This window comes from Geodermatophilus sp. DSM 45219, assembly GCF_900104025.1.
GTDB lineage: Bacteria > Actinomycetota > Actinomycetes > Mycobacteriales > Geodermatophilaceae > Geodermatophilus.
This window is the reverse complement of the sequence record NZ_FNIQ01000005.1, coordinates 421591-447270: the sequence shown is the minus strand read 5'-3', so window position 1 is coordinate 447270 and position 25680 is coordinate 421591. Positions and strand designations below refer to the sequence as shown.

23 protein-coding genes, 1 tRNA gene and 1 pseudogene are annotated in these 25680 nt (G+C 70.8%); 21 read left to right on the top strand and 4 right to left on the bottom strand.

All coding sequences use genetic code 11. The features are described from left to right. Positions 1 to 238: 238 nt before the first annotated feature. The 9 genes from BLR12_RS17850 (at position 239) to BLR12_RS17810 (ending at position 12724) form a co-directional block, all read left to right on the top strand. Positions 239 to 311: transfer RNA gene (locus BLR12_RS17850), tRNA-Trp, on the top strand. 108 nt (positions 312 to 419) lie between these two features. Next, positions 420 to 953, top strand: a complete 534-nt coding sequence (gene secE, locus BLR12_RS17845) for a preprotein translocase subunit SecE (protein WP_091381036.1) — start codon at positions 420 to 422, stop codon at positions 951 to 953. Between the two features lie 39 nt (positions 954 to 992). Further along, positions 993 to 1895 carry a transcription termination/antitermination protein NusG gene (gene nusG, locus BLR12_RS17840; protein WP_176832569.1) on the top strand — a complete coding sequence of 301 codons (903 nt, stop codon included), beginning with the start codon at positions 993 to 995 and terminating at the stop codon, positions 1893 to 1895. Between the two features lie 87 nt (positions 1896 to 1982). After that, a complete protein-coding gene (gene rplK, locus BLR12_RS17835; RefSeq protein ID WP_012950499.1) occupies positions 1983 to 2411 on the top strand; it encodes a 50S ribosomal protein L11 in 429 nt (142 codons plus the stop codon). 144 nt (positions 2412 to 2555) lie between these two features. Beyond that, positions 2556 to 3275: a 50S ribosomal protein L1 gene (gene rplA, locus BLR12_RS17830; protein WP_091381034.1), complete on the top strand. Its 720-nt coding sequence runs from the start codon at positions 2556 to 2558 to the stop codon at positions 3273 to 3275. Positions 3276 to 3606: 331 nt separating this feature from the next. Further along, positions 3607 to 4218, top strand: coding sequence for a 50S ribosomal protein L10 (gene rplJ, locus BLR12_RS17825; protein ID WP_091381033.1), 612 nt, complete (start codon positions 3607 to 3609; stop codon positions 4216 to 4218). A gap of 16 nt (positions 4219 to 4234) precedes the next feature. Beyond that, positions 4235 to 4630 carry a 50S ribosomal protein L7/L12 gene (gene rplL / locus BLR12_RS17820; protein WP_091381031.1) on the top strand — a complete coding sequence of 132 codons (396 nt, stop codon included), beginning with the start codon at positions 4235 to 4237 and terminating at the stop codon, positions 4628 to 4630. 695 nt (positions 4631 to 5325) lie between these two features. Further along, positions 5326 to 8718: a DNA-directed RNA polymerase subunit beta gene (gene rpoB / locus BLR12_RS17815; protein ID WP_176832582.1), complete on the top strand. Its 3393-nt coding sequence runs from the start codon at positions 5326 to 5328 to the stop codon at positions 8716 to 8718. Between the two features lie 100 nt (positions 8719 to 8818). Continuing rightward, positions 8819 to 12724: a DNA-directed RNA polymerase subunit beta' gene (locus tag BLR12_RS17810; protein WP_091381027.1), complete on the top strand. Its 3906-nt coding sequence runs from the start codon at positions 8819 to 8821 to the stop codon at positions 12722 to 12724. Between the two features lie 100 nt (positions 12725 to 12824). On the opposite strand, the gene BLR12_RS17805 is transcribed toward BLR12_RS17810, so the two are convergent. From BLR12_RS17805 to BLR12_RS17790, 4 genes are all read right to left on the bottom strand, one after another. Then, positions 12825 to 13325 (bottom strand): DUF3995 domain-containing protein, encoded by a 501-nt coding sequence (locus BLR12_RS17805; RefSeq protein ID WP_091381024.1) that lies wholly within the window; start codon positions 13323 to 13325, stop codon positions 12825 to 12827. Between the two features lie 19 nt (positions 13326 to 13344). Next, on the bottom strand, positions 13345 to 14388 hold the full coding sequence (locus BLR12_RS17800) for an LLM class F420-dependent oxidoreductase (protein WP_091381022.1): 1044 nt from the start codon (positions 14386 to 14388) through the stop codon (positions 13345 to 13347). Positions 14389 to 14462: 74 nt separating this feature from the next. Beyond that, the gene (locus tag BLR12_RS17795; RefSeq protein WP_091381019.1) at positions 14463 to 14678 is read right to left on the bottom strand and encodes a hypothetical protein; all 216 of its coding nucleotides are present in this window, start codon (positions 14676 to 14678) and stop codon (positions 14463 to 14465) included. Positions 14679 to 14825: 147 nt separating this feature from the next. Continuing rightward, positions 14826 to 15800, bottom strand: a complete 975-nt coding sequence (locus tag BLR12_RS17790; protein ID WP_091381017.1) for a hypothetical protein — start codon at positions 15798 to 15800, stop codon at positions 14826 to 14828. Between the two features lie 540 nt (positions 15801 to 16340). Between BLR12_RS17790 and rpsL the strand changes: the two genes are divergently transcribed. The 12 genes and pseudogenes from rpsL (at position 16341) to rpsC (ending at position 25677) form a co-directional block, all read left to right on the top strand. Beyond that, positions 16341 to 16715, top strand: coding sequence for a 30S ribosomal protein S12 (gene rpsL, locus BLR12_RS17785; RefSeq protein WP_012950487.1), 375 nt, complete (start codon positions 16341 to 16343; stop codon positions 16713 to 16715). A 1-nt stretch (position 16716) separates the two neighbouring features. Further along, complete coding sequence (gene rpsG / locus BLR12_RS17780) at positions 16717 to 17187, top strand: 30S ribosomal protein S7 (protein ID WP_091213426.1); 471 nt, start codon at positions 16717 to 16719, stop codon at positions 17185 to 17187. A 100-nt stretch (positions 17188 to 17287) separates the two neighbouring features. After that, positions 17288 to 19387 (top strand): elongation factor G, encoded by a 2100-nt coding sequence (gene fusA, locus BLR12_RS17775; protein WP_091381013.1) that lies wholly within the window; start codon positions 17288 to 17290, stop codon positions 19385 to 19387. A gap of 90 nt (positions 19388 to 19477) precedes the next feature. Further along, entirely contained in the window at positions 19478 to 20671 is a 1194-nt protein-coding gene (gene tuf / locus BLR12_RS17770) for an elongation factor Tu (RefSeq protein WP_091381011.1), read from the top strand. A 168-nt stretch (positions 20672 to 20839) separates the two neighbouring features. Beyond that, the gene (rpsJ, locus tag BLR12_RS17765; protein ID WP_012950483.1) at positions 20840 to 21145 is read left to right on the top strand and encodes a 30S ribosomal protein S10; all 306 of its coding nucleotides are present in this window, start codon (positions 20840 to 20842) and stop codon (positions 21143 to 21145) included. 15 nt (positions 21146 to 21160) lie between these two features. Continuing rightward, on the top strand, positions 21161 to 21826 hold the full coding sequence (gene rplC / locus BLR12_RS17760) for a 50S ribosomal protein L3 (RefSeq protein ID WP_012950482.1): 666 nt from the start codon (positions 21161 to 21163) through the stop codon (positions 21824 to 21826). Next, entirely contained in the window at positions 21823 to 22797 is a 975-nt protein-coding gene (rplD, locus tag BLR12_RS17755; RefSeq protein ID WP_091381009.1) for a 50S ribosomal protein L4, read from the top strand. Before rplC ends, rplD begins: the two co-directional genes overlap by 4 nt. Then, positions 22794 to 23096, top strand: a complete 303-nt coding sequence (gene rplW / locus BLR12_RS17750) for a 50S ribosomal protein L23 (RefSeq protein ID WP_012950480.1) — start codon at positions 22794 to 22796, stop codon at positions 23094 to 23096. Before rplD ends, rplW begins: the two co-directional genes overlap by 4 nt. Positions 23097 to 23140: 44 nt before the next feature. Then, complete coding sequence (gene rplB, locus BLR12_RS17745; protein WP_091156717.1) at positions 23141 to 23974, top strand: 50S ribosomal protein L2; 834 nt, start codon at positions 23141 to 23143, stop codon at positions 23972 to 23974. Positions 23975 to 23997: 23 nt separating this feature from the next. After that, positions 23998 to 24279, top strand: a complete 282-nt coding sequence (gene rpsS, locus BLR12_RS17740) for a 30S ribosomal protein S19 (protein WP_012950478.1) — start codon at positions 23998 to 24000, stop codon at positions 24277 to 24279. 19 nt (positions 24280 to 24298) lie between these two features. Continuing rightward, positions 24299 to 24649, top strand: a pseudogene (gene rplV, locus BLR12_RS17735) (50S ribosomal protein L22); the annotation flags it as partial. Positions 24650 to 24762: 113 nt separating this feature from the next. Further along, positions 24763 to 25677 (top strand): 30S ribosomal protein S3, encoded by a 915-nt coding sequence (rpsC, locus tag BLR12_RS17730; protein WP_091381004.1) that lies wholly within the window; start codon positions 24763 to 24765, stop codon positions 25675 to 25677. Positions 25678 to 25680: the final 3 nt, after the last annotated feature.

Genomic DNA, 25680 nt, shown 5'->3' with positions numbered 1-25680 from the left:
CACGGCGGGCGGGGGCCGGACTCGTCGGCGCCACCGCGACGGGCGCCTCCCCGGCACGTTGGCTGGCGTCCCCGGCGGTCCCGTACACTGGCTGCCCTGGGGCCACTGACCCCGCCACCGGCGTGCCCCGGAACCCCTCCGGGGACGGTGCCGAACGGAGCGGGCCACGCGGTCCCGGGCGGCCTCGTCCCGGGCCCCGCCCCTTGCTTGCGAAGGGTGGGGAGGACGGGGTCCTCCAAGGGGTGTAGCTCAATTGGCAGAGCAGCGGTCTCCAAAACCGCAGGCTGCAGGTTCAAGTCCTGTCACCCCTGCCCGTGCCGCCGGTTCCCCGCCGGCGACGCGCACCACCCGTACGACAGCAGGACCACCGACCAGGCCGGAGGACAGACGGCCACCACCAGCGAGGCGAGCGAGGCGCAGTGAGCGACGAGAAGCCGGCACGCGAGGACGACGCCGCCTCCGGCGCCGAGCCGACCGACGAGCAGCTCGACCGCGAGGCGCCGGGCGTCTCCGACGCCACCGAGCTCGAGGCGGCCGAGGCCGAGATCGCCGCCGAGGCCGAGTCCGACGAGGACAAGGTCGTCGCCGCCCGGCCCACGGGCGCCCGCCGCGGCGGGCGGATCACCGCCGGGGACGACGAGGACGACGAGGACGCGGCAGCCCGCACCCGCCGCGCCGCCCGCGAGCGCACGCCCGCCCGCCCCGCGGGGAGCAGCCCGACCCGCTCCCGTGCCGCGGCCGAGCGTGACCGGGCCGCCGAGACCCGCCAGAAGCGCAGCCTGCGGCGCTTCCTGCGCGAGGTCGTCGCCGAGCTGCGCAAGGTCATCTGGCCCGGCCGCCGCGAGCTGATCACCTACACGTTCGTGGTGATCGTGTTCGTGGCCTTCATCGTCGCGCTGGTGGCCGGCCTGGACCTCCTCTTCGCCCAGGGCGTGCTCGCCGTCTTCGGCTGAGCCCACCCGCGCCTGCACCACCGACAAGGAAGAGACACCGTGACCGACCCCCGCGAGCCCTTCGAGACCGACAGCGCCGTCGAGGGCATCGACCTCGACGACGCCCGCTTCGACGTGCGCGGCAGCGTCGACGTCGAGACCGGCGCCGGTGAGCCCGGCGCCGCCGAGGGTTCCGTCGACACTGCTGACCAGGACGCGCTGACCGGCGTGGCCGACCAGGTGCCCGGCGTGGAGAGCGGCGAGCCCGACACCCTGGCGACCGACCCCCTCGCCGCCCCGGCCGACGCCTCCGACCTCGACGGGGCGGGCGAGCAGGCCGAGGACGACGAGGAGACCGACCCGGCCGAGGCGATGCGCAAGGTGCTGCGCGGCCAGTTCGGCGACTGGTACGTCATCCACTCGTACGCCGGCTACGAGAACAAGGTGAAGACCAACCTGGAGTCGCGCATCCAGTCGCTGGACATGGAGGACTACATCTTCCAGATCGAGGTGCCCACCGAGGAGGTCACCGAGATCAAGAACGGCAAGCGCACCCAGGTCAACCGCAAGAAGCTCCCCGGCTACCTGCTGGTCCGGATGGACCTCAACGACGAGTCCTGGGGCGCGGTCCGCAACACCCCGGGCGTCACCGGCTTCGTCGGCGCCACCTCCCGGCCCTCGCCGCTGAGCATCGACGAGGTCGTCGGCCTCCTCGCACCCGCGGTCACCCCGCAGGCGGCCCGGACGGCGGAGACGACGAGCACCGCCGCCGCTGCCGCCCCCACCGCCGTCGTCGACTTCGAGGTCGGCGAGTCGGTCACCGTCATGGACGGCCCGTTCGCGACGCTCCCGGCCACGATCAACGAGATCAACGCCGAGCAGCAGAAGCTGCAGGTGCTGGTCTCCATCTTCGGCCGCGAGACGCCGGTCGAGCTGTCGTTCAACCAGGTCCAGAAGTTGTAGGAGGACCTCGGTGCCCCCCAGCCCTCGCTCCGCTCGGGCCGGGGCCCTGCACCGAGGCCGTTCCATCCCGTCACTGAGAAGGAAGACATGCCCCCCAGGAAGCGGTTGACCGCGGTCATCAAGCTCCAGATCAACGCCGGTGCGGCCACCCCCGCGCCGCCCGTCGGTCCGGCGCTGGGCCAGCACGGCGTCAACATCATGGAGTTCTGCAAGGCCTACAACGCCGCCACGGAGTCGCAGCGCGGCAACGTGATCCCGGTCGAGATCTCGGTCTACGAGGACCGTTCGTTCACCTTCGTCACCAAGACCCCCCCGGCGGCGCGCATGCTGCTCAAGGCCGCGGGCGTCGAGAAGGGCTCGGGCGAGCCGCACAAGACCAAGGTCGCCACCGTCACCCGCGACCAGGTCCGCGAGATCGCGCAGACCAAGATGGCCGACCTGAACGCCAACTCCCTCGACGAGGCGGAGAAGATCATCGCCGGCACCGCCCGGTCGATGGGCATCACCGTCCAGTAGGAGGACCCCGGTGCCCCCAGCCCTCGCTCCGCTCGGGCCGGGTCCCTGCACCGGGGCCGTTCCAGCACGTCACCAGTGGGAGGGCCACGCCAGGCCCGTGCACCACACGACTCCCGGTCGCTGAGCCGGGGGAGAGGAACCACCATGGCGAAGCACGGCAAGAAGTACCGCGAGCTGGCCGCGAAGGTCGACCGCGAGAACCTCTACACCCCGCTGCAGGCGGCCGGTCTGGCCAAGGAGACCTCGCCGACGGCCTACGACGCCACCGTCGAGGTGGCCATGCGGCTGGGCGTCGACCCGCGCAAGGCCGACCAGATGGTCCGCGGCACCGTCAACCTGCCGCACGGCACCGGCAAGACCGCCCGCGTCATCGTCTTCGCGACCGGCGACAAGGCCGCCGAGGCCGAGGCCGCCGGCGCGGACGTCGTCGGCTCCGACGACCTGATCGAGCGCATCCAGGGCGGCTTCCTGGACTTCGACGCCGCGATCGCGACCCCCGACCAGATGGCCAAGGTCGGCCGGATCGCCCGCATCCTCGGCCCGCGCGGCCTGATGCCGAACCCGAAGACCGGCACGGTGACCCCCGACGTCACCAAGGCGGTCAACGACATCAAGGGCGGGAAGATCAACTTCCGCGTCGACAAGCAGGCGAACCTGCACCTGGTGATCGGCAAGGCCTCGTTCGACGAGACCAAGCTCGTGGAGAACTACGCCGCGGCGCTGGACGAGGTCCTGCGGGCCAAGCCGTCCGCCGCCAAGGGCCGGTACCTGAAGAAGGTCACCATCTCCACCACCATGGGCCCGGGCATCCCGGTCGACCCGAACCGCACCCGGAACCTGACGGTCGACGAGCCCACCGCCTGAGGACCCCGGCACCAAACGGACGGCGTCGCCCCCTCGCGGGGCGGCGCCGTTCGCCGTTCCCGGGTGTGACCGAGGCGGTTGGCACTCGGGTCCGGGGCTGACGTACGCTGGTCGGCGTTCCCCCCACGACCGCTGGTCGTCGCACGTCCGCGTGCGATCGAAGGTCCCGGAGCACCGGGCGGCCCGCGCAGGAGGACGGTTCGATCGACGTGGCGCTCGCGCCCGTCCTCGCCCCGTGCGCCTGCGCCGGGGCGTTCCTCGTCTCCGGGGCCGCTGATCGCCCGCCGTCGTGCACCGGCCGGTGGTCCGCCCGACAGACGAGAGGAGGCCCATGCCCACGCAGGCGAAGGCCGCGGTGATCGACGAGATCACCGACCGGTTCCAGTCGTCCAGCGCGGCGGTGCTCACCGAGTACCGCGGGCTGACCGTGGCCCAGCTGACCCAGCTGCGCCGTTCCCTCGGTGAGGGCAGCAGCTACGCCGTCGTCAAGAACACCCTGACGAAGCGGGCCGCGGAGCAGGTCGGCTTCGCCGACCTCGCGCCGCTGCTCAACGGCCCGACCGCGATCGCCTTCATCGAGGGCGACCCGGTCAACGCGGCCAAGGCCATCCGTGACTTCGCGCGCGCCAACCCGCTGCTCGTCGTCAAGGGCGGCGTGGTCGAGGGCCGCACGGTCAACGCCGCCGAGGTCACCGCCCTCGCCGACGTCGAGCCGCGCGAGGTCCTGCTGGCCAAGCTGGCCGGCGCGATGCTGGGCAACCTGAGCAAGGCCGCGGGTCTGTTCCAGGCCCCGCTGTCGCAGGTCGCCCGGCTGGCCGCCGCGCTGCAGGAGAAGAAGCCCGCCGAGGGCGCCGACTCCGCTGCTGCTGCCGACACCGCTGCTGCTGACACCACCACCGCCACCGACGCTGCCGCCGCCGACGCCGCGGCCAGCACCGACTGACCCAGAAGGAGAGATCATGGCCAAGCTGTCCACCACGGAGCTGCTCGACGCGTTCAAGGAGATGACGCTGCTCGAGCTCTCCGACTTCGTGAAGCAGTTCGAGGAGACCTTCGAGGTCACCGCCGCCGCTCCGGTCGCCGTCGCGGCCGCCCCGGCCGCCGGTGGTGCCGGCGACGGTGGCGCCCCCGCCGCCGAGGAGCAGGACGAGTTCGACGTCATCCTCGAGAGCGCCGGTGACAAGAAGATCCAGGTCATCAAGGAGGTGCGCGGCCTGACCTCGCTCGGCCTCAAGGAGGCCAAGGACCTGGTCGACGGCGCGCCGAAGCCGGTCCTGGAGAAGGTCGACAAGGACGCCGCCGAGAAGGCCAAGGCCGCTCTCGAGGGCGCCGGCGCCACCGTCACCGTCAAGTGACCCCTCGCCCGGCGGACCCGACCGCCGGGTGACGCACCACCTCGCACGACCCGCAGGGGCCGTCCTCCGATCCGGAGGGCGGCCCCTGCGTCGTCCGTGCCCGCGCGTGACAGGACGGGCCCGCCGCCACGGCCCACCCCACCGGCGAACCCCGGGAGATCCGCGGGTCGAGGCTGCCCACGACCGGCCGGGCGGCGCGCACCCGCACCTTCGGACCCCGACCCGCGCGGCGTGGCGGAGACACCGGGCCCCTCCGGCTGGCATCATGGCCGTGCCGTCCTGGACGGCCCGACCCGGCCCCCGCCGGCCGGTTGCCCCTCCCGGGTGTGGTCCCCGTCGCGTGCGGACCCCCGACGTGGACAGCCTGCCGTAGCGGGGGTAGGGTTCCCTGTTGCGCTGCCCCCTGACTGCCTGCCCGCCGAGACGGGTCGCCTGGGGTGCCCGGGGGACCCGTCCTCCGGACGCCCGTCGACCGTCCAGGCAGGACGAACGCGGACAGCCCCGCCATTACCGACGACGACCCAGGACGAACAAGCACCCACCGCCCGCACGTCGTGAGGTCCTTGGAAGGACGCATCTTGGCAGGCTCTCGCCCCACCAGCATCAACCCCGGCACCACCGAGTCAGGCTCCACCGGCAAGATCCAGCAGGCCCCCCAGTCCGGCCCCCGCACCGGCGAGGCCGACCAGCAGAAGATCCCGGGCGCGCCGCTGCGCGTCTCGTTCGCCAAGATCTCCGAGCCGCTCGAGGTGCCGGACCTCCTGGCCCTGCAGACCGCCTCGTTCGACTGGCTGATCGGCAGCCCGGAGTGGCGGGCCACGCTCGCCCCCGAGGAGCAGGCCGACGCCGTCGGCGGCCTGGCCGAGATCCTCGAGGAGATCTCCCCGATCGAGGACTTCAGCGGCTCGATGTCGCTGTCCTTCTCCAACCCGCGCTTCGAGGACGTCAAGGCGTCCCTCGAGGAGTGCAAGGACAAGGACATGACCTACGCGGCGCCGCTGTTCGTCACCGCCGAGTTCATGAACAACACCACCGGCGAGATCAAGAGCCAGACGGTGTTCATGGGTGACTTCCCGATCATGACGAGCAAGGGCACCTTCGTCATCAACGGGACCGAGCGCGTCGTCGTCTCGCAGCTGGTCCGCAGCCCGGGCGTCTACTTCGACAAGACCCTGGACAAGACGTCGGACAAGGACGTCTTCAGCGCCAAGGTCATCCCCAGCCGGGGTGCGTGGCTGGAGTTCGACGTCGACAAGCGCGACACCGTCGGCGTCCGCATCGACCGCAAGCGCCGCCAGCCGGTCACCGTGCTGCTCAAGGCGCTGGGCTGGACCGAGGACCGCATCCGCGAGCACTTCCAGTGGTCGCCCACGGTGCTGGCCACCCTCGAGAAGGACCACATCGCAGGCCAGGACGAGGCCCTGCTCGACATCTACCGCAAGCTGCGGCCGGGCGAGCCGCCGACGCGCGAGTCGGCGCAGGCGCTGCTGGAGAACCTGTTCTTCAACGCCAAGCGCTACGACCTGGCCAAGGTCGGCCGGTACAAGGTCAACAAGAAGCTCGGCGTCGACGTCCCGCAGGGCACGTCCACGCTGACCGAGGACGACATCGTCGCGACCATCGAGTACGTGGTGCGCCTGCACGCCGGCGAGACCGACCACGGCACCGACGACATCGACCACTTCGGCAACCGGCGGCTGCGCACCGTCGGCGAGCTGATCCAGAACCAGATCCGGGTCGGCCTCTCCCGCATGGAGCGCGTCGTCCGCGAGCGGATGACGACCCAGGACGTCGAGGCGATCACGCCGCAGACCCTGATCAACATCCGGCCGGTCGTCGCCTCCATCAAGGAGTTCTTCGGCACCAGCCAGCTGTCCCAGTTCATGGACCAGACCAACCCGCTCGCGGGCCTGACCCACAAGCGCCGCCTGTCGGCGCTGGGCCCGGGTGGTCTGTCCCGTGAGCGGGCCGGCATGGAGGTCCGCGACGTGCACCCGAGCCACTACGGCCGGATGTGCCCGATCGAGACCCCGGAGGGCCCGAACATCGGCCTGATCGGCTCGCTGTCGGCCTACGGGCGGGTCAACGCGTTCGGTTTCATCGAGACGCCGTACCGCAAGGTCGAGAACGGTGTCGTCACCGACTCCATCGACTACCTGACCGCCGACGAGGAGGACCGCTTCGTCGTCGCCCAGGCCAACTCGCCGCTGGACGCCCAGGGCCGGTTCGCCGAGGACCGCGTCCTGGTGCGCACCAAGGGCGGTGAGGTCGACTACCTCGTCCCGGAGAACGTCGACTACATGGACGTCTCGCCGCGGCAGATGACCTCGGTCGCGACGGCGATGATCCCGTTCCTCGAGCACGACGACGCCAACCGCGCGCTCATGGGCGCGAACATGCAGCGTCAGGCCGTCCCGCTGCTGCGCAGCGAGGCGCCGCTGGTCGGCACCGGCATGGAGCTGCGGGCCGCCGTCGACGCCGGCGACGTCGTCGTGGCAGAGAAGGCCGGTGTGGTCGAGGACTCCACCGCCGACTACGTCACCGTCATGGCCGACGACGGCACCCGGCAGACCTACCGGCTGCTGAAGTTCCGCCGCTCGAACCAGGGCACCTCGATCAACCAGACCCCCGTCGTCGACGAGGGCCAGCGGGTCGAGGTCGGCCAGGTCATCGCCGACGGGCCGTGCACCGACCAGGGCGAGATGGCGCTGGGCAAGAACCTGCTCGTCGCCTTCATGCCGTGGGAGGGCCACAACTACGAGGACGCGATCATCCTGTCGCAGCGCCTCGTGCAGGACGACGTCCTGTCCTCGATCCACATCGAGGAGTTCGAGGTCGACGCGCGGGACACCAAGCTCGGTGCCGAGGAGATCACCCGGGACATCCCGAACGTCTCCGAGGAGGTCCTCGCCGACCTCGACGAGCGCGGCATCATCCGCATCGGTGCCGAGGTCGTCCCCGGCGACATCCTCGTCGGCAAGGTGACGCCCAAGGGCGAGACCGAGCTGACCCCCGAGGAGCGGCTGCTCCGCGCGATCTTCGGTGAGAAGGCCCGCGAGGTCCGCGACACCAGCCTCAAGGTCAAGCACGGTGAGTCGGGCAAGGTCATCGGCGTCCGCGTGTTCTCGCGCGAGGACGGCGACGAGCTGCCCGCCGGCGTCAACGAGCTGATCCGGGTCTACGTCGCCCAGATGCGCAAGATCTCCGACGGCGACAAGCTCGCCGGCCGCCACGGCAACAAGGGCGTCATCGCGAAGATCCTGCCGCAGGAGGACATGCCGTTCCTCGAGGACGGCACCCCGGTGGACATCGTGCTCAACCCGCTGGGCGTCCCCGGCCGGATGAACGTCGGCCAGGTCCTGGAGACCCACCTGGGGTGGGTCGCCAAGTCCGGCTGGCAGGTCGAGGGCACCCCGGAGTGGGCGACCAACCTGCCCGACGCCGCCCGTGCGGCCGAGCCGGGCACCCGGACGGCGACGCCGGTGTTCGACGGCGCCCGCGAGGAGGAGATCGTCGGCCTGCTCGGGTCGACCATCCCGAACCGCGACGGCGAGCGGATGGTGCAGCCCACCGGCAAGGCGCGACTATTCGACGGCCGCTCCGGGGAGCCCTTCCCCGAGGCGATCTCGGTCGGCTACGTCTACATCCTGAAGCTGCTGCACCTGGTCGACGACAAGATCCACGCCCGCTCGACCGGCCCCTACTCGATGATCACGCAGCAGCCGCTGGGTGGTAAGGCGCAGTTCGGTGGTCAGCGCTTCGGTGAGATGGAGTGCTGGGCGATGCAGGCCTACGGCGCGGCCTACGCGCTGCAGGAGCTGCTCACCATCAAGTCCGACGACATCCTCGGCCGCGTCAAGGTGTACGAGGCGATCGTCAAGGGCGAGAACATCCCCGAGCCGGGCATCCCGGAGTCGTTCAAGGTGTTGCTCAAGGAGCTGCAGTCGCTATGCCTGAACGTGGAGGTCCTCTCCGGCGACGGTCAGGCGATCGAGCTGCGCGACACCGACGACGAGGTCTTCCGGGCCGCGGAGGAGCTGGGCATCGACCTGTCCCGCCGCGAGCCCTCCAGCGTCGAGGACGTGTGATCGGCCGCCGGCCGGCCCCGGTTGACCGGGGCCGGCCGGCGCCCCCGACGACCATCAGCAAGAAGTGCAGTAACCGAGCCCCGGGAAAGGGGTCCACTCAGTGCTCGACGTCAACTTCTTCGACGAGTTGCGCATCGGTCTGGCCAGCGGCGACGACATCCGCCAGTGGTCGCACGGTGAGGTGAAGAAGCCCGAGACCATCAACTACCGGACGCTGCGTCCGGAGAAGGACGGTCTCTTCTGCGAGAAGATCTTCGGTCCCACCCGGGACTGGGAGTGCTACTGCGGCAAGTACAAGCGCGTCCGCTTCAAGGGCATCATCTGCGAGCGCTGCGGCGTCGAGGTGACCCGCGCCAAGGTGCGGCGTGAGCGGATGGGCCACATCGAGCTGGCCGCGCCGGTCACCCACATCTGGTTCTTCAAGGGCGTCCCCTCGCGCCTGGGCTACCTGCTCGACCTGGCGCCCAAGGACCTCGAGAAGATCATCTACTTCGCGGCCTACCTGATCACCACGGTGGACGACGAGGCGCGGCACCGCGACCTCCCGACCATCGAGGCCGAGATCAGCGCGGAGAAGCACAACCTCGAGAGCCGCCGCGACGCCGACGTGGAGGCCCGCCAGCAGAAGCTGGAGGCCGACCTCGCCGAGCTCGAAGCCGAGGGAGCCAAGTCCGACGTCCGCCGCAAGGTGCGCGAGGGCGGCGAGCGCGAGATGCGCCAGCTGCGCGACCGCGCCCAGCGGGAGATCGACCGCCTCGAGGAGGTGCTCGACACCTTCCGCAAGCTCGAGGTCAAGCAGCTCATCGCCGACGAGGGCCTCTACCGCGAGCTGCGCGACCGCTTCGGTGAGTACTTCGAGGGCGGCATGGGTGCCGCGGCGCTGCAGAAGCTGCTCGCCGACTTCGACCTCGACGCCGAGGCCGTCTCGCTGCGCGAGACCATCCGCAGCGGCAAGGGCCAGCGCAAGCTGCGGGCCCTCAAGCGGCTGAAGGTCGTCGCGGCGTTCCAGCAGACCCGCAACTCGCCCATGGGCATGGTGCTCGACTGCGTCCCGGTCATCCCGCCGGACCTGCGCCCGATGGTGCAGCTCGACGGTGGCCGCTTCGCCACCAGCGACATGAACGACCTGTACCGCCGCGTGATCAACCGGAACAACCGGCTGAAGCGACTGCTCGACCTCGGCGCGCCCGAGATCATCGTGAACAACGAGAAGCGGATGCTGCAGGAGTCCGTGGACGCGCTGTTCGACAACGGCCGTCGCGGCCGTCCGGTCACCGGTCCGGGCAACCGCCCGCTCAAGTCCCTCTCCGACCTGCTCAAGGGCAAGCAGGGCCGGTTCCGCCAGAACCTGCTCGGCAAGCGCGTCGACTACTCCGGCCGTTCGGTCATCGTCGTCGGCCCGCAGCTGAAGCTGCACCAGTGCGGCCTGCCCAAGCAGATGGCGCTGGAGCTGTTCAAGCCCTTCGTCATGAAGCGGCTGGTCGACCTCAACCACGCGCAGAACATCAAGTCCGCCAAGCGGATGGTCGAGCGCGCGCGTCCCGTGGTCTGGGACGTGCTGGAGGAGGTCATCACCGAGCACCCGGTGCTGCTGAACCGGGCGCCGACGCTGCACCGCCTGGGCATCCAGGCCTTCGAGCCGCAGCTGGTCGAGGGCAAGGCCATCCAGATCCACCCGCTCGTCTGCACCGCGTTCAACGCGGACTTCGACGGTGACCAGATGGCGGTTCACCTGCCGCTGTCGGCCGAGGCCCAGGCCGAGGCCCGGATCCTGATGCTGTCCAGCAACAACATCCTGAGCCCGGCCGACGGTCGCCCGATCACCGCGCCGACCCAGGACATGGTGCTGGGCCTGTACCACCTGACCACCCTGGTGCCCTCGCGGCACGAGGCCGACGGCGGCCAGCCGGCCGCCTACGGCTCGACGGCCGAGGCGATCATGGCCTTCGACATGGGTGCGTTGGGGCTGCAGGAGCGGGCGCTCATCCGCCTCGACGAGGTGTTCGGCGTCGACAACGGCAAGGTCAACGAGCCGTGGGACCAGCCGGAGGACTGGACGCCGGGCCAGCCGGCGCTGGTGCGCACCAGCCTGGGCCGGGTGCTGTTCAACGAGGCCCTGCCCGAGGACTACCGCTTCGTCAACTACCAGGTGCCGAAGAAGGAGCTCGGGGCGATCGTCAACGACCTCGCCGAGCGCTACCCCAAGGTGCAGGTCGCGGCGACGCTGGACGCCCTCAAGTCCGCGGGCTTCCGCTGGGCCACCCGCTCGGGTGTCACGATCGCCATCGACGACGTCGTCACTCCGCCGGCCAAGCAGGAGATCCTGGACCGGCACGAGGCCGAGGCCCGGCAGATCGAGCGCCAGTACGAGCGCGGTGTCATCACCGACACCGAGCGTCGTGGCGAGCTGATCGAGATCTGGACCCGCGCGCGGGCCGAGGTCAGCCAGGCGATGGTGGACAACTTCCCCACCACGAACCCGGTCTGGGTCATGGTCAACTCGGGCGCCCGGGGCAACATGATGCAGATCAGCCAGATCGCCGGTATGCGCGGCCTGGTCGCCAACCCGAAGGGCGAGATCATCCCGCGGCCGATCAAGGCCAACTTCCGGGAGGGTCTGTCCGTGCTGGAGTACTTCATCTCCACGCACGGCGCGCGCAAGGGTCTGGCCGACACCGCGCTGCGGACCGCGGACTCCGGGTACCTCACCCGCCGGCTGGTCGACGTCTCCCAGGACGTCATCATCCGCGAGGAGGACTGCGGCACCGAGCGCGGCGTGTTCATGCCGATCGCCACGGCGGTCGACGGGGTGCTCACCCGCGACCCGCACGCGGAGACCAGCGTCTACGCCCGCGCCCTGGCCGCCGACGTGGTGGCCGAGGACGGGACGGTCATCGCGCAGGCGAACTCCGACCTGGGCGACGTGCTCATCAGCCAGCTCGTCGAGGCCGGCGTCTCGGAGGTCAAGGTCCGCTGCGTCCTGACCTGCGAGTCGCTGCTCGGCACCTGCGCCACCTGCTACGGCCGGTCGCTCGCGACCGGCAAGCTGGTGGACGTCGGCGAGGCGGTCGGCATCATCGCCGCCCAGTCGATCGGTGAGCCCGGCACCCAGCTGACGATGCGCACCTTCCACACCGGTGGTGTCGCCGGTGAGGACATCACCCACGGTCTGCCGCGTGTGGTGGAGCTCTTCGAGGCCCGCGTCCCCAAGGGCAAGGCCCCGATCGCCGAGCTGGCCGGCACCGTCCGCATCGAGGACGGCGAGCAGTTCCGCAAGCTCACGATCACCCCGGACGACGGCTCCGACGAGGTCGTCTACGACAAGCTGTCGCGCCGGTCGCGGCTGCGGGTCGAGGACGGCGCCCACGTCGAGGTCGGCGAGCAGCTCACCGAGGGTGCGGTGGACCCGCACGAGGTGCTGCGGATCATGGGCCCGCGCGAGGTGCAGCTGCACCTGGTCCGCGAGGTCCAGGAGGTCTACCGCAGCCAGGGCGTGTCGATCCACGACAAGCACATCGAGGTGATCATCCGCCAGATGCTCAAGCGGGTGACCATCATCGACTCGGGCGCCACGGAGTTCCTCCCCGGTGCGCTGGTCGAGCGGACGCTGTTCGAGACCGAGAACCGCCGGGTCGTCGCCGAGGGCAACGAGCCGGCCTCGGCCCGCCCGGTGCTCATGGGCATCACCAAGGCCTCGCTGGCGACCGAGTCGTGGCTGTCGGCCGCCTCCTTCCAGGAGACGACCAAGGTGCTCACCGACGCCGCCATCCAGGGCAAGAGCGACAGCCTGCTCGGCCTCAAGGAGAACGTGATCATCGGCAAGCTGATCCCGGCCGGCACCGGGATCAGCCGCTACCGGAACATCACGGTCGAGCCGACCGAGGAGGCCCGCGCCGCCGTTTACACGATGGCCGGGTACGACGACGGGCAGTACTACAGCCCGGACGTCTTCGGTCAGGGCAGCGGCGAGGCCGTGCGCCTGGAGGAGTACGACTGGCGGGGCTGATCACCGTCAGGCAGTGACCAGAGGGCCCCCAGGTCGGTGACCTGGGGGCCCTCTGGTGTCCACGGCGACGGCGCGGAGCAGGCGTCTGCCGGCTCGATCGTCACCTCGCGGAGCGGCTGGTCCACCGTCGCCGGGCTGCACGTGCAGCCAAGCCGAACGTCGTGCCACCGACGAGGAACCAGGGGTTCCACACCACCAGGGTCCAGGAGCGCTGGGCCTCGCTGATGGCTCCACCGCCGTACCCGGCGTCGGCCAGGAGCAGCAGTTCGATGGCGACCGCCCGTGCCAGCAGCACCGCCGCGAGCCCGGCGCCGAGGACGGTGAGCAGCCGCCCCGACCTCCTGACGCTGTGGACCCGGGCCAGGGCGAGGCCCAGTACGGCGGCCACGCCGAGCGTCAGCGCGACCCCGTACAGCCCGAGGACGACGAACCAGGTGGGTCGCTGCTCCGCCAGGTCCGTGCCCGCCGACTCCGCGAGCCCGACCGAGCCGCCCAGGCCCCAGTACAGGTGGAGCACCGCGAAGGTCACCGACCAGGCCGCCGCCAGGTGGCCCCAGCGCCGGGAGACGAGCGCCGTCCGCCCGCGGCCCCCGAGCGTCACGTGACGGAAGTCGGTCCGGTCACCGGTCGGCGATCGCGCGCATGGTCTGCACGGTGCGGAGTCGGCTCTCGGGGCTGTCGTCGAGCGGCTGCAGCATCAGCGTGGTCACCCCGGCCTCGCGGAAGGCAGCGACCCGCTCGGCGACGTGCGACTCGGAGCCGACCAGGGACACCGCCCGCACCAGCTCCTCGGGGACGACGGCGGCCGCCTCGTCCTTGTTGCCGTCGAGGTAGAGGTCCTGGATGGTGCGGGCCTCGTCCTCGTAGCCGTAGCGCCGCGCCAGGTCGTTGTAGAAATTCTTGCCGCGGGCGCCCATGCCGCCGATGTAGAGGGCCAGCTGCGGGCGCACCAGGTCCAGCATCGGCTCGACGTCGTCCCCGATCGCGACCGGGACGCCGACGACGACCTGCAGCTCACCCAGGGCCGGGTCGCGCTTGGCCCGGCCCGCGGCGAGGGACTCGCCCCACACCGAGCCCGCCTTCTCCGGCATGAAGAAGATCGGCTCCCACGCCTCGGCGATCTCCGCGGCCAGCTCCACGTTCTTGGGTCCGAGGGCGGCGAGCATGACCGGGATGCGGTCGCGGACCGGGGTGTTGATCAGCTTGAGCGGCTTGCCCAGGCCGGTGCCCTGCTCGGCGGGCAGCGGCACCGTGTACTTCGGGCCCTCGTGCACCAGGCGCTCGCGACGCCACACCTGCCGGCAGATCTCCACGACCTCGCGCGTGCGTTGCAGGGGCGCGTCGTAGGGGACGCCGTGCCAGCCCTCGACCACCTGCGGGCCGGAGGCGCCCAGACCCAGGGTGAAGCGGCCGTCGGACACGAAGTCCAGGCCCGCGGCGGTCATCGCGGTGAGGGCGGGGGTGCGGCTGTAGATGGGGAAGATCCCGCTCATCAGCTCGACCCGCTCGGTGACCGCGGCCAGGTAGCCCAGCTGGCTGACGGCGTCGAAGGTGTAGACCTCCGCGACCGTGGCGAGGTCCAGCCCCGCGGACTCGAGGTCGCGGATCTCCGCCGCCGTCTCGCGGAACCCCCCGCTGTAGCTGGCCTGGATGCCGATGCGCACGTCCGCTCCTCTGGTCGACGGCGCCACCGTTGACGCCGTCGCCGACCGTATCGGCAGAGGGGGAGGGTCCTTCCTCAGAGCGGGCGGACGACCCCGACGACCTCGATCACCACGCGGACGCCGTCGACGTCCCCGGGCACCCGCTCGGCGGCGTGCGCGTCGGCGAGGTCGACCTTGACGACGTAGCCGGTGTCCCGGCGGGCCAGCCCGATGCCGACGACGCCAGGGACGGCGGCCAGCCGGCTGCTGAGGGCCGTCTTCGCAGCTCGGGCGGACGCGCGGTCGGTCATGTGCCCATGGTGCCCCCGATCGGGCCGCGGCGACAGGGACAGGCCCCCCAGGAGGACCCCCTGACCCCACCACGGGAGGACCTCGTCCTCCGCACCCCTCGCAGGCTCAGGAGGGCCACGCGACGGGGCCGTGGGCCGACGTCCTCGTCAGCCGGCGACCCACTGGAGGTCCAGCACCGACAGCACGGTCACCAGCGGATTGGCGAAGGTGACCCCGCCGCCGGTGCGACCGCCGGTCTCGCTGCCCGCGAAGAGCAGCCCCAGCGGGGCGCGGTCGGCACTGCGCCAGATCACCGAGCCGCTGTCGCCGCCGGCGCTGAACCCCCCGGCGACACCGTCGACCTCGATCTGGTCGTCGAACGTGTAGAGCGCCTGGTCGTACTGGACGGCGACGCCGTCGACCTCGACCGCGCTGACCCGCCCGACGGTGTAGCCCGTGGTGCGGCCGACCTTCTCCACCTGGTCGTCCGGTTCGAGGTCGTCCACCCGCAGGGGTTCGGTGCCCAGCGGACCCCCTGGCAGGCGACCGGGCTCCAGGGGCACCTCGACGTCGACGACCGCGACCGCGGCATCGACCAGGTTGGCCTGCCCGTCGGCGGTGAACCGCTCGAACGCCGTCAGCGTGGCCACCTGGTCGGTCGTGGGGTCACCGCCGTCGGCCGGCCCGGGCTGCAGCACCGGGTCACCCACCGACGCGGCGTCGCTGGCGGCGATCACGTGGTTGTTGGACAGCACGGCCAGCCGGCCGCCGACCCGGACGAAGCCGCCCAGCGTCCCGGCCGACACGGCCGGGTGCCCGATCGACAGCCCGGGGAACAGCGGCCGGGTGCGCTGCCGCAGGTCATCCGGCGTGGGGGCGGTGAGGGCCCGGACGGCACCGATGACCCGGACGTCGACCTCCTCGAGCACCGCGTCGTCCAGGCCGGCCAGCAGCAGGTCGGCGTCCTCCTTGGCGGCCAGCCGGATGGCCAGGTGTGCCCGGTCGGGACCCACCGGGGCGAGCCCGAGCGCCGGCCGCGTCCACCGCCGTCCGCCGGCGTCGCTGGCGGTCACCGGCTCGGCCGACCGGGCCAGCCGGGCCGACAGGTGAGCCTTGAGCTCGCGGGCGAGGTCGACGTGCACGAGTCCTCCGGTGGCTGTGAGTGGGCGTCTTGGGACCGACCGTAGGGCCGGGGTGTGACAGCCGCGCGCGGTGCGGGTGGGCCGCCGGGATGTCGGCGCCCGAGGCGGGCCGTCCTCGCCCGGCAGCCGCTACAGTCGCGCCACCACCCCCCGCAGCCCCGGGAACACCGTGTCCCCGGGCGCCGTTGACCCCTCCGGGGACGCCGGTGGACGTGGCCGGCCCCTGCCCGCCGGCTGTGGCGGACCCGGCTTTGACCGGCCTCCGGCACGCGGGTATCGTGGTCAGCCGTGCCCAGGGTGCCCTGGGCCTGCTCCCGTTCGCGGTGCGCCTGCCGGCAGGTGGTGGCGCCGAGTCGCGGGGGGCGACCGATCCGGTTCGAATCGCCGGCCGGTCCCGGGGAAGGCGACACGCCCGACCGCGGGGACCGGTGGTGGACCACGGCCGGGATCGGGGACGGCCCCACCAGTAGGACCGGCACCCCGCACAGCAGAGCACCGTCCACAGCACGACCCAGCGCAGGTAGGAGATCCAGGCCACCCATGCCCACGATCAACCAGCTGGTCCGCAAGGGCCGCGAGGACAAGGTCGAGAAGACCAAGACCCCGGCGCTGAAGGGCTCCCCTCAGCGTCGTGGGGTGTGCACCCGCGTGTACACGACGACGCCGAAGAAGCCGAACTCGGCGCTGCGCAAGGTCGCTCGCGTCCGCCTCACCAGTGGCATCGAGGTGACCGCCTACATCCCGGGCGTCGGCCACAACCTGCAGGAGCACTCGATGGTGCTCGTGCGCGGCGGCCGCGTGAAGGACCTCCCCGGCGTGCGCTACAAGATCATCCGCGGCTCGCTCGACACCCAGGGTGTCCGCAACCGCAAGCAGGCTCGCAGCCGGTACGGCGCGAAGAAGGAGAAGAGCTGACATGCCGCGCAAGGGCCCTGCACCGCGCCGTCCCCTGGTCGCCGACCCGGTGTACCAGTCGCCGCTGGTGACCCAGCTGGTCAACAAGGTGCTCGTCGACGGCAAGCGCTCGGTCGCCGAGGCGATCGTCTACGGCGCCCTCGAGGGCTGCCGCGCCAAGACCGACACCGACCCGGTGGTCACGCTCAAGCGTGCGCTGGACAACGTCAAGCCGGCCCTCGAGGTCCGCAGCCGCCGCGTCGGTGGTGCGACCTACCAGGTCCCGGTCGAGGTCCGCGCCTCGCGCAGCACCACCCTCGGCCTGCGCTGGCTGATCCAGTACAGCCGGGCGCGCCGGGAGAAGACGATGACCGAGCGGCTGATGAACGAGCTGCTCGACGCGAGCAACGGCCTGGGCGCCGCGGTGAAGCGCCGCGAGGACACCCACAAGATGGCCGAGTCGAACAAGGCCTTCGCGCACTACCGCTGGTAGGTGCCACCCCGGCTGGCTCCGCCAGCCCCCGCGGCCGGCGGGTGTTCCGGGCCACCACCCGGAACACCGCACGCGGACCCGATCCAAAGAGGAGAGACAGATGGCCAGCAACGCGGCCCAGCTCGCCAAGACCCGCAACATCGGGATCATGGCGCACATCGACGCCGGCAAGACCACGACGACCGAGCGCATCCTCTTCTACACCGGTATCAACTACAAGATCGGTGAGGTCCACGACGGCGCGGCCACGATGGACTGGATGGAGCAGGAGCAGGAGCGCGGCATCACCATCACGTCCGCCGCGACGAAGTGCTCCTGGAACGGCCACGACATCAACATCATCGACACCCCCGGGCACGTCGACTTCACCGTCGAGGTGGAGCGGTCGCTGCGGGTGCTCGACGGTGCCGTCGCGGTGTACGACGGTGTCGCGGGCGTCGAGCCGCAGACCGAGCAGGTGTGGCGTCAGGCGGAGAAGTACAGCGTCCCGCGCATGTGCTTCGTCAACAAGCTCGACCGCACCGGTGCCGACTTCTTCCGCTGCGTCGACATGATGGTCGAGCGGCTGGGTGCCAACCCGCTGGTCCTGCAGCTGCCGATCGGTGCCGAGGCCAACTTCATCGGCGTCGTCGACCTGGTCCAGATGCGCGCCCTGACCTGGCGTGGCGAGACGCAGATGGGTGAGGACTACTCGATCGAGGAGATCCCCGCCGAGCTGGCCGACCAGGCCGCCGAGTACCGCGAGAAGCTGCTCGAGGGCGTCGCCGAGACCGACGACGCCTTCATGGAGGCCTACCTCGGCGGCGAGGAGATCTCCGTCGAGAGGCTGAAGGCCGCGATCCGCAAGGCGACCATCGCCGCCCAGGTCAACCCGGTGCTCACCGGTACGGCCTTCAAGAACAAGGGCGTGCAGCCGCTGCTCGACGCGGTCACCGACTACCTGCCCAGCCCGCTGGACGTCGAGGCGATCGTCGGCACCGCGCTCGACGGCGAGACCGAGGTCCTCCGGCACGCCGACGAGGACGAGCCGTTCTCCGCGCTGGCCTTCAAGATCCAGACCGACCAGCACCTCGGCAAGCTGACCTACATCCGCGTGTACTCCGGGCGTCTGGACGCCGGGTCCCCGGTGCTCAACAGCACGAAGGACCGCAAGGAGCGGGTCGGCAAGATCTACCAGATGCACGCCAACAAGCGTGAGGAGCGGGCCGGTGTCGGCGCCGGCCAGATCGTGGCCGTCAACGGCATGAAGCAGACGACGACCGGTGACACCCTCTGCGACCCGCAGAACCCGGTGATCCTGGAGTCGATGACCTTCCCCGCGCCGGTCATCTCGGTCGCGATCGAGCCCAAGACCAAGGGCGACCAGGAGAAGCTCGGCACCGCCATCCAGAAGCTGGCCGAGGAGGACCCGACCTTCCAGGTCCGCCTCGACGAGGAGACCGGCCAGACCGTCATCTCGGGCATGGGCGAGCTCCACCTGGAGATCCTCGTCGACCGCATGCGCCGCGAGTTCAAGGTCGAGGCCAACGTCGGCAAGCCGCAGGTGGCCTACCGCGAGACGATCCGCAAGGCCGTCGAGCGCTACGACTACACGCACAAGAAGCAGACCGGCGGTTCCGGGCAGTTCGCGAAGGTGCAGATCTCGCTCGAGCCGCTGCCGATGAGCGCCGACTCCGCCACGTACGAGTTCGAGAACAAGGTCACCGGTGGCCGCATCCCGCGGGAGTACATCCCCTCGGTGGACCAGGGCATGCAGGACGCCATGCAGTACGGCGTCCTGGCCGGCTACCCGATCGTCGGGGTCAAGGCCATCCTGCTCGACGGCCAGTACCACGAGGTCGACTCCTCGGAGATGGCCTTCAAGATCGCCGGGTCGATCGCCTTCAAGGAGGCGGCCCGCAAGGCCAGCCCGGCCCTGCTCGAGCCGCTGATGGCCGTCGAGGTCGTCACCCCGGAGGAGAACATGGGTGACGTCATCGGCGACCTGAACTCCCGGCGCGGGACCATCCAGGCGATGGAGGAGCGCTCCGGCGCCCGCGTCGTCCGGGCACTGGTGCCGCTCTCGGAGATGTTCGGCTACGTGGGCGACCTGCGCAGCCGCACCCAGGGGCGGGCGAGCTACACCATGGTGTTCGACTCGTACGCCGAGGTCCCGCAGAACGTGGCCAAGGAGATCATCGCCAAGGTCACCGGCGAGTGACCCGCCGGGCGGGGGTGTCCCCCGCCCGGCCCCCAGCAAGCCCACCCCAGAGTTCGCGCACGACTGCGACACCACGAGGAGAGGAACCCAGTGGCCAAGGCCAAGTTCGAGCGGACCAAGCCGCACGTCAACATCGGCACCATCGGGCACATCGACCACGGCAAGACCACGCTGACCGCGGCGATCACCAAGGTGCTGCACGACAAGTACCCGGACCTCAACGAGGCGTCGGCCTTCGATCAGATCGACAAGGCGCCCGAGGAGAAGGCCCGCGGCATCACGATCTCGATCGCCCACGTCGAGTACCAGACGGAGAACCGTCACTACGCGCACGTCGACTGCCCCGGGCACGCCGACTACATCAAGAACATGATCACCGGTGCGGCGCAGATGGACGGCGCCATCCTGGTGGTCGCGGCCACCGACGGCCCGATGCCGCAGACGAAGGAGCACGTCCTCCTGGCCCGCCAGGTCGGCGTCCCCTACATCGTCGTGGCGCTCAACAAGGCCGACATGGTCGACGACGAGGAGATCCTCGAGCTCGTCGAGCTGGAGGTCCGCGAGCTGCTGTCCGAGTACGAGTTCCCGGGCGACGACGTCCCCGTGGTCCGCGTCTCGGCGCTGAAGGCCCTCGAGGGCGACGCCGAGTGGGGCGACAAGCTGATGGAGCTCATGAACGCGGTCGACACCGCGATCCCCGAGCCGCAGCGTGAGATCGACAAGCCCTTCCTCATGCCCGTCGAGGACGTCTTCACCATCACCGGTCGCGGCACCGTCGTCACCGGTCGCGTGGAGCGCGGCATCGTCAAGGTGTCCGAGGAGATCGAGATCGTCGGCATCCGCCCGACCTCGACCAAGACGACCGTCACCGGCGTCGAGATGTTCCGCAAGCTGCTCGACCAGGGCCAGGCCGGCGACAACGTGGGCCTGCTGCTGCGCGGCATCAAGCGCGAGGACGTCGAGCGCGGTCAGGTCGTCGTGAAGCCGGGTTCGATCACCCCGCACACGAACTTCGAGGGCTCGGTCTACATCCTCTCGAAGGACGAGGGCGGTCGTCACACCCCCTTCTTCAACAACTACCGTCCGCAGTTCTACTTCCGGACGACCGACGTCACCGGCGTCGTGACCCTGCCGGCCGGCACCGAGATGGTCATGCCGGGCGACAACACCGAGATGACGGTCGAGCTCATCCAGCCGATCGCCATGGAGGAGGGCCTGCGGTTCGCCATCCGTGAGGGTGGCCGCACCGTCGGTGCCGGTCGCGTCACCAAGATCGTCAAGTAACACCTGCGACGGGCGGCGGCGCACCCCTGCGCCGCCGCCCGTTCCCGGGTGGCCGGGGCCTGTGGGCACCACCACCCGAACCGCTGGGGCCCGACCGGATGACGGTCAGGACCTCCCGGCGTTCCCCAGCTACGGACGAACACCGATCGGCAGGAGCAGAAGACAGCGATGGCGGGACAGAAGATCCGCATCCGGCTGAAGGCCTACGACCACGAGGCGATCGACGCCTCGGCGCGGCGCATCGTCGAGACGGTGACCAAGACCGGTGCGCGCGTCGTCGGCCCGGTGCCGCTGCCGACGGAGAAGAACGTGTACTGCGTCATCCGCTCGCCGCACAAGTACAAGGACTCGCGCGAGCACTTCGAGATGCGCACGCACAAGCGTCTCATCGACATCCTCGACCCGACGCCGAAGACGGTCGACGCGCTCATGCGCATCGACCTGCCGGCCTCGGTCGACGTCAACATCCAGTAAGGGCAGTCAGCAGACATGGCGAGCACATTCCGCGGACTCCTCGGCGAGAAGCTGGGCATGACCCAGGTCTTCGACGAGAACAACCGCATCGTGCCGGTGACCGTCGTCAAGGCGGGCCCGTGTGTGGTGACCCAGGTGCGCACCCCCGAGGTCGACGGCTACTCCGCCGTCCAGCTCGGCTTCGGCGAGATCGACCCGCGCAAGGTGAACAAGCCCGAGGGCGGGCACTTCACCAAGGCGGGCGTCACGCCGCGTCGCCACCTGGTGGAGCTGCGCACGAAGGACGCGTCGGAGTACACGGTCGGCCAGGAGCTGACCGCTGAGGTCTTCGACGGCGTGGCCAAGGTCGACGTCATCGGCACCAGCAAGGGCAAGGGCACGGCCGGTGTCATGAAGCGCCACGGCTTCAAGGGCCTCGGCGCCGCGCACGGCACCCAGCGCAAGCACCGGTCGCCCGGTTCCATCGGCGGGGCCTCGACCCCCGGCCGGGTCTTCAAGGGCCTCCGCATGGCCGGCCGCATGGGCGCGGTCAAGACGACGACCCTGTCGCTCACCGTCCACAAGGTGGACGCCGAGCGCGGGCTGCTGCTGATCAAGGGTGCGATCCCGGGCCCGAAGGGCGGCCTCGTGCTCGTCCGCTCGGCCGTCAAGGGTGGCCCCGTGGGGAGTGAGAACCAGTGACCACGTCCATCGACGGCGGGGCGACCGAGACCCGGAGCGACCGTCAGGTCGACGTCCGGACCCCGGCGGGGGAGACCTCCGGCAGCGTGACGCTGCCCGGTGAGCTCTTCGACGCGTCGGCCAACGTCTCGCTCATGCACCAGGTGGTGGTGGCCCAGCTGGCTGCCGCGCGCCAGGGCACGCACTCGACCAAGACCCGCGGCCAGGTCAGCGGTGGTGGCGCCAAGCCGTACCGCCAGAAGGGCACCGGCCGGGCCCGCCAGGGCTCGACCCGGGCGCCGCAGTTCGAGGGCGGTGGCATCGTCCACGGTCCGCAGCCGCGCGACTACTCGCAGAAGACCCCGAAGAAGATGAAGGCCGCCGCGCTGCGCGGTGCCCTGTCCGACCGGGCCCGCGAGGACCGCGTGCACGTGGTCAGCACCTTCGTGGACGGCGACGCGCCGAGGACCAAGGCCGCGCTGGCGACCCTCGAGGCGATCACGCAGGCCAAGCGGGTGCTCGTGGTCCTCGACCGGGACGACGTCCTCAACTGGGTCAGCCTGCGCAACGTGCCGCAGGTGCACCTGCTCGAGGCCGGCCAGCTGAACACCTACGACGTGCTGGTCGCCGACGAGGTGGTCTTCACCGAGGCCGCGCTCGCCGAGTTCGTCTCGGGCCCGGCCAGGGGCCGCGGCGTCGCGAAGCCGGACCTGACGACGCCGGACATCCCGGGTGCGATCCCGTCCATCCAGGGCGAGGGCACCACCGACCTCGACCTGGGCGAGAGCCCGGCCGAGCCGGCCCCGGCGACGACGTCCGCCGCGCGGACGGCCACGCCCACCGCGGTCACGCCGCAGGAGGCCGCTCCGGCCACCGCTGCCGAGGCCGCCGCGGCCCCGGTCGCGCAGGCCGAGGCCGCCAACGCCGGAGCCGACGCCACGCCGCCCACCGAGGACGGCACGACCGACGCGACCCCCGAGGAGAAGGCATGAGCGTCCGCGACCCCCGGGACGTCCTGCTGTCCCCGGTCATCTCGGAGAAGAGCTACGGGCTGCTCGACGAGAACCAGTACACGTTCGTCGTCCTGCCCGAGGCCAACAAGACGCAGATCAAGATCGCGGTCGAGCAGGTCTTCAACGTGAAGGTCCTCGGCGTGAACACGATCAACCGCCAGGGCAAGCGCAAGCGCAGCAAGGGCAACAAGCTCGGCAAGCGCAAGGACACCAAGCGGGCCATCGTCTCGCTGGCGCCCGGCGACCGCATCGAGATCTTCGGTGGTCCCGGCGCCTGAGCGCCGGTGACCGATCGGACCAGAGACAGAGGAACTCCAGTCAGATGGCTATCCGCAAGTACAAGCCGACGACGCCGGGCCGGCGTGGCTCGAGCGTCGCCGACTTTGCTGAGGTCACCCGCGACCATCCCGAGAAGTCGCTGGTCCGGCCGCTGCACGGTCGCGGTGGGCGCAACGTCCACGGGAAGGTCACCGCGCGGCACCAGGGCGGCGGGCACAAGCGCGCCTACCGGGTGATCGACTTCCGCCGGGCCGACAAGGACGGCGTGCCGGCCAAGGTCGCGCACATCGAGTACGACCCCAACCGCACCTCGCGGATCGCGCTGCTGCACTTCGCCGACGGCGAGAAGCGCTACATCATCGCGCCGGCGCGGCTCAAGCAGGGCGACACGGTGGAGTGCGGCCCCGCGGCCGACATCAAGCCGGGCAACAACCTGCCGCTGCGCAACATCCCGGTCGGCACGGTGGTCCACGCCATCGAGCTGCGCCCCGGCGGCGGGGCGAAGATCGCCCGCTCGGCCGGCACGAGCGTCCAGCTGGTCGCCCGCGAGGGCCGGCTCGCGCAGCTGCGCATGCCCTCGGGCGAGATCCGCAACGTCGACGTCCGCTGCCGCGCGACCGTCGGCGAGGTGGGCAACGCCGAGCAGTCCAACATCAACTGGGGCAAGGCCGGTCGCATGCGGTGGAAGGGCAAGCGCCCGACCGTCCGCGGTGTCGCCATGAACCCGGTCGACCACCCGCACGGTGGTGGTGAGGGCAAGACCTCCGGTGGTCGCCACCCGGTGAACCCGAAGGGCAAGCCGGAGGGCCGTACGCGCAAGCGCAAGGCCAGTGACGCCCTGATCGTGCGCCGCCGGCGCACCAACAAGAAGCGCTGAGCGGGTAGAGGAGTCCGACAGACATGCCACGCAGCCTGAAGAAGGGCCCGTTCGTCGACGACCACCTGCTCAAGAAGGTGGACGCGCAGAACGACAAGGGCACCAAGAACGTCATCCGGACCTGGTCGCGTCGTTCGACGATCATCCCGGACATGCTCGGCCACACGATCGCCGTCCACGACGGCCGCAAGCACGTCCCGGTCTTCGTGACCGAGGCGATGGTCGGGCACAAGCTCGGCGAGTTCGCGCCCACGCGCACCTTCCGTGGGCACGTGAAGGACGACCGCCGGTCCCGGCGCGGCTGACCAGGTAGAGAGAGATCCGATGACTTCCCAGCTGGGAGAGGAGACGCCGACCGCCCGGGCCACCGCCCGGTTCGTCCGCGTCACCCCCATGAAGGCACGCCGGGTGGTGGACCTCATCCGCTACCTGCCCACCGACGAGGCCCTGGCCCTGCTGCGGTTCGCGCCGCAGTCGGCCAGTGAGCCGGTGCTCAAGGTGGTGGCCAGCGCGGTCGCCAACGCCGAGCACAACCTGCGGCTCGACCCGGCCGCGCTGGTCGTCAGCGCCGCCTACGTCGACGAGGGGCCGACCCTGAAGCGGATCCGTCCGCGGGCCCAGGGGCGCGCCTACCGCATCAACAAGCGGACCTGCCACATCACGGTCGAGGTCGCGGAGGTCTCCTCCAGCACCGAGCTCGCCGGCAAGTCCCGCACGGCCCGCCGTCGCACCGGGCAGTCCGGCCCGGCGACGCAGCAGCAGAGCAACACGAGGGGAGGGACCCGCTAGTGGGTCAGAAGGTCAACCCGCACGGGTTCCGACTGGGCATCACCACCGACTACAAGTCCCGGTGGTACGCCGACAAGCTCTACAAGGACTACGTCAAGGAAGACGTGGCCATCCGCAAGCTCATGAGCAAGGGCATGGAGCGGGCCGGCATCTCCAAGGTGGAGATCGAGCGCACCCGTGACCGCGTCCGCGTCGACATCCACACCGCGCGCCCGGGGATCGTCATCGGCCGCCGCGGCGCCGAGGCCGACCGCATCCGTGGCGAGCTGGAGAAGCTCACCGGCAAGCAGGTGCAGCTGAACATCCTCGAGGTGAAGAACCCCGAGGCCGACGCGCAGCTGGTCGCCCAGGGGGTCGCCGAGCAGCTCTCCAGCCGGGTCAGCTTCCGCCGTGCCATGCGCAAGGCCATGCAGTCGGCCCAGCGCAGCCCGCAGGTCAAGGGCATCCGGGTGCAGTGCTCCGGTCGCCTGGGCGGCACCGAGATGAGCCGCTCGGAGTTCTACCGCGAGGGCCGTGTCCCGCTGCACACCCTCCGGGCGAACATCGACTACGGCATCTACGAGGCCCGGACCACCTTCGGCCGCATCGGCGTGAAGGTCTGGATCTACAAGGGCGACGTCAGTGGCTCGCGTGCCGAGCGGGAGGCCCTGGAGGCGCTCGCCGCCCGGCAGCAGCGCCGTGAGCGGGCCCAGCGCCCGCAGCGCCGCTCCGGCTCGTCGGGCACGACCGCCGGCGGGACCGAGGCCGGTCGCGCCGCGGCCGAGTCCTCCACCGGACCGGCCGTCGACACCACCGACAGCTCGGTGGCCGTCACCTCCGGCGAGGGCGCTCACGAGCAGACCCTCGCCGAGGCGGCCGGCCCGGAGGCCACCGCTGCCGCCGAGACGACCGCCACCGAGAACACGGAGAGCTGAGCC